At 30.0% G+C, this 5,042-nt stretch carries 3 protein-coding genes; 2 read left to right on the top strand and 1 reads right to left on the bottom strand.

Annotation, left to right across the window (positions count from 1 at the left end):
• Window positions 1-3,399 (top strand): nicotinate-nicotinamide nucleotide adenylyltransferase (locus AB2369_RS11255; protein ID WP_367666575.1); only part of this gene is annotated, 3,399 nt, incomplete at its 5' end.
• A 4-nt stretch (window positions 3,400-3,403) separates the two neighbouring features.
• A complete protein-coding gene (locus AB2369_RS11250) occupies window positions 3,404-4,642 on the top strand; it encodes a lactate dehydrogenase (RefSeq protein ID WP_367666574.1) in 1,239 nt (412 codons plus the stop codon).
• A gap of 114 nt (window positions 4,643-4,756) precedes the next feature.
• Here the strand turns inward: AB2369_RS11250 and AB2369_RS11245 are convergent, their stop codons facing one another.
• On the bottom strand, window positions 4,757-4,942 hold the full coding sequence (locus AB2369_RS11245; protein WP_367666573.1) for a DUF6440 family protein: 186 nt from the start codon (window positions 4,940-4,942) through the stop codon (window positions 4,757-4,759).
• Between the last annotated feature and the right edge of the window lie 100 nt (window positions 4,943-5,042).

Raw genomic sequence — 5,042 nt, 5'->3', positions numbered from 1 at the left:
TATATAAACTTACTATTATTCCCGAGCCATAAGATTATTTCTACCCATAGATACTGGCTTGGATATAGCTTAAGTATGTTAGTAAAATCTCTATTTCAAAATTCTAAGGAAAACTTAGCTCTACTTTACAGAGATGTTATTCTTAAATACTATGATAGCTCCAAATATAAATCTTCTGAAATATATATATTCCTTTTAGATACATGTAAGTATATACCTCTTAATCCTTACGATGAAAATGTAGATATTCTATATGAATTCCTTATAAATATGATAAATAAAAGAAATCCTTCTTTAAGACTCTGTGCCTTAGAAAGTTCTATATATATTTATTATGGATCTAACTCTAATAAAAATTTTACTGATAATCTCATAGAATACCTTAAAGGTTGTACTAAAAAAAGCTCTATATATACTGAAAACTTCTTAAGGTATAAGCTATGTAAACCTTTAGACTTAAAAGATTATCTTCCTAATTTTAGAGATAAAGTATTAAATACTCCTAGTGAAATTCAAGATATATTTCTTTCTAACTTAAAAACTGCTACTGAATGGGTTAGAAAGAAGTATCAAGTAGAGTTACTTTTAGAAAACTTAAAGTTTAAGGAAGATATTAATGCAATGCATATAGCACTTCACTTTTGTAATCTTCTAAAGGTAAGTGCTGTAGAAAGCGTGAGGAATTCTGCTGGCGCTGGAATACTTAATGTTATGCCAAAGCTTACTTCCTCTGAAAGAAATGAAATTGCAGTAGAGCTTCTTCGTGCCCTTGAGATTGAGGAACATAAGTTTACAGAATATATCCCTAAGTACTTAGGAAAAATCCTATTATACCTTTCTCCTAAGGAGTTTGATGAAATAATAGATGACCTGAGTTATAAAATTAAAATTTCAAAAACAAATGTGAAAAGTCTTATTTTAAGGACCATTGGGGTAACCGTTAAATTTTATGATAATTATAAAAAGAACTTTAAAGAGGAAGATAGCTTATACTGCAATAGACAAAAGAAACTATTAGGAATACTTTTAAATGGCCTTGGGGATCCAAATCACCAAGTAAAACAAGCTGCCTTTGGAGTTATTGGTAAAAGCATTTTCGGATCCTATAAACTATCTTTAGCTCAAAAGAACGTTATATTTAAACTTATATCAAAGAAGCTCTTAACCCTTATAATAGAAGAAAAAGAAGATGAACTTTTATTTCTTTCTAATTCTGCTGGACTTAATCATATATATAGATTTATATCTGACCATACCTTCTTTTTAGAGGAGATAACCCTAACTGTTCCTAAAAAGATAGCATTTTTCCCTGGTACCTTTGATCCATTTTCCTTAAGCCATAGAGAAATAGCAAGGAAGATTAGGGATCTTGGCTTTCAGGTTTACCTTGCTGTGGATGAGTTTTCTTGGTCAAAAAAGACTCTTCCAAATCTTTTAAGACGTTCTATACTTAATATGTCTATAGCTAGTGACCTTGATATGTTTATATATCCAGACACCTTTCCTACTAATTTATCTAATAAAGAAGACTTAACCATTCTTAAAGATAACTTTATAGATTCTGAGGTGTATATGGTAGTTGGCGCTGACGTAATTGCTAACGCTTCCTCCTATAGAATCTCCTATGAGGAAGGATCCCTACTCTCCTTCTCCCATATAATTTTTGAGAGGAATAAGATTAAGGGATTAGAAAATATACTTAAAAATATTAAGGGCAAGGTAGAGATCTTAAGTCTTCCAAAGAAATATACTGATATAAGCTCTACTCAAATAAGAAATTATATTGATGAAAATAGGGATATATCTAGTCTAGTGGACCCTCTAGCCCAGCAGTATATATACGATAATGGCTTTTATCAAAGAGAACCTTTAAATAAATCTACAGTTAAGCTGTTAACTATTGAGATAGAAATTTTAGATAAAATAGAAGAGAAAGATTTAAATACTTTTATAAACTTAATTTCTAGAGAGAATGATACTGACTTATATGAAGTGTTAAAAGACCTTTCCTTTAAACCATCTGCAAGAGCATTAATTATTAGAAATAGCTACTCTAATGAAATCTTAGGATTTTCCTTGTTTCATTGGGCCAGATCTTCTATGTTATATGATGAACTTAAAGATGTAGAAATGTCTAAATTTATTAGAGATACTAATCCTGGAAGAATAATAATTTTAGATGGATTTTATGTTAAAGACCAAGATAAAAATAAGACTATTCTTCCAATGCTTTTAACGGAAACCTTAGCTTTTTGTATATCTCATGACTATGAGTTTGCATTATTTAAAAATTCAATTAAGGAATTAACTCCAAGTAACCTACAAGATCACTTAAAGCTTTATGGCTTTATATCTATGGAAGATCAAGGTTATTCTAATACATGGATTGTAAATATGAGTAATCCTTGTGTGCTAACTTTGGATGTTGAGACTTACTTAAAGGAACCCTTTAGAAGTAATGTAAAGCTAAAGAATGTAATAGCTAATAGTAGAGTAAATCTTCAGAAGGCTCTATGCAATCTATTTCCATCTGAATTAATTCTTCCTTTTAGTATAGATATGATTCATAGAGGTATGATTCAAAAGGTATGCAATGAAAATCAGGTTCCAACTACAATTCTAGAGCCTAAATCCTCTGGAGATGCTATGTGTGTTCCTTATGGAGATGTTTTAGATAGATATGTTATTCCAAACACGGTAACTAAATCTCTTCATACTGAAAAATATTTTAACCCTGATATGAAATCTTTTAAAGTTAAAGAATCACCTCATTACTTAGACTTAGAAAATCAAATTAAAATGCTAAGATCTTTTAAAAGACCTATAATACTTGTGGATAATATTCTTCATAAGGGATATAGACTTAAGGCTCTAGACCCTATCTTTAAAAAGGAAGATATTAAAGTTCAAAAGATTATTGCTGGTATATTATCAAGTGGTGGTAAAGACATTATGGATTATCATGGTCGCTTAGTTGATAGTGTATATTTTATACCTAGACTTAGAATGTGGTTTAATGAAAATTCTTTATATCCATTTATAGGTGGCGATTCCTTATGGCGAGGTAAATTTCCTGAAAGAAATCTTCTTCCTTCAATAAATTTAATCCTCCCTTATACTTCCCCTTCATTTATTAGGGATGCTTCCATTGAATCCATATACAACTTTTCAGAGGTTTGTATAAAAAACTCTATTAAAATTCTTGAAGTTTTAGAAGAAGAATATCATTCTATAAACGAGAAAAATCTTACCCTCCACTCCCTTGGTGAAGTATTTAATACTCCAAGATCTGTGGATCATGGAAGCCATGTAAAATATGATTTAAATCTAAGCCCTATTACTTACCTAAAGAATGATTTGGAATCTCTTGAAAGACTAAAAGAAATATTAAGGAGATGATAAAATGAACATATATAAATATAAGAATTCTCTTCTTATTTGTAATAAAGAGTTAAACTTTGAAAAAGCTACGGAGGAAGAAGCAAAGAGCTTCTCCTCTTTAGTTTACTACTTAGATTCTAAACCTTTAGATTCATTTAGGAGTTATTTTAAGATTAATTCCTTAAGTGATTTAGAAGAAGAATCAATGAATACTTTTAAAAAATCTACTTCTAAAAATCCTTCTTACTATCCTGATGTATTAAAGGACGCAATAGACGATAATCGTGGATTCTTTTTAAACCTAGCTAATAAGGATTTTAAATCTCTTATAAATCCTCCTAAAAATCATAAATTTAAAATTAATGTAGTTGGCCTTGGGGATGTTGGTGGAACTCTCTTAACTGGACTTAGGCTCCTTGGAGGAGATATAGTTAAATCCATTGGAATATTTGATTTAGATAAAAACAAAGTAGATAGATGGGTTTTTGAATGTAATCAAATCTTAGATATAAATAATCCAGAAGCTCCTTTAATAGAGGCTATAGAAGAAAATGATTTATTCAATTGTGATATGTTTGTATTCTGCGTATCTGTAGGTGTTCCTGAAGTTGGAAAGGAACATGATGATGTGAGACTTGTACAATTTGAAGGAAATAAAAAAGTACTATCCTTATATGCTAAAAAAGCTAGAGAGGCTAAATTTAAGGGAATCTTTGCTGTAGTTTCAGATCCAGTAGATCTTCTATGCAAGGTAGCCTTTAATGAAAGTAATAGAAATTTCCAAGGAGAGTTTGATTATAATGGTCTTTTAAGTCACCAAATAAGAGGATATGGGCTTGGTGTTATGAATGCCCGTGCAAATTATTTTGCTATGCAAAATCTATCTACTAAAAACTACTTAAATGAAGGAAGAGCTTTCGGTCCCCATGGGGAAGGTCTTATAATTGCAAATAGCATAGAAAATTATAGTGAAACCTTGTCTAATATTCTAACTGAAGACACTAAAAAAGCTAACCTCCAAGTTAGAAAAGCAGGATTTAAGCCTTATATAGCCCCTGCCCTATCCTCAGGAGCCTTGAGTCTTCTAGCTACATTAAGAGGACAGTGGCATTATAGCGCTACATTTGTTGGTGGCACCTTTATGGGATGTAAGAATAGGATGGTTTTAAGTGGAACTGAACTAGAAACCTATGACTTCCCCGCTCCTTTATTTAAAAAGCTTGAGAACACTTATGAGTATTTAAATTCCCTCTATAAATGATTTGAACAATAAAGTCTATGTAAGAATAAATCAAAATTTAAGATAGCTCTTATTACTAATCTATAAACTTAGTAATAAGAGCTATTTTCTTAAAAGAATCAATACATATTAATTTTACTTATCAACCACAACTTTACCATTTTCATCTAATAGAGGAGTTAAACCACTTGTAGCCCCTCCAAATGTATTTAAATAATTAACACCTGTTTCTTTATCAACAAGTATTAATATATATGTTTCTCCAATATTTTCTTTTAATTTTACCTCAAATCTTGTTTCTTTTTTCTCTCTATCAAACATAATTATTCTCCTTGTATATTAATTTCTTTTTAAATTAAATCCTTCTTACAGTTAACTTATTCTATTAAAGTTATTAAACTAAAGATTTATAAATCTCAAT

The organism is Clostridium sp. (assembly GCF_040797585.1).
GTDB lineage: Bacteria > Bacillota > Clostridia > Clostridiales > Clostridiaceae > Clostridium_Z.
Note: the sequence above shows the minus strand (reverse complement) of the source record. Positions and strands in the feature narration are given on the sequence as shown.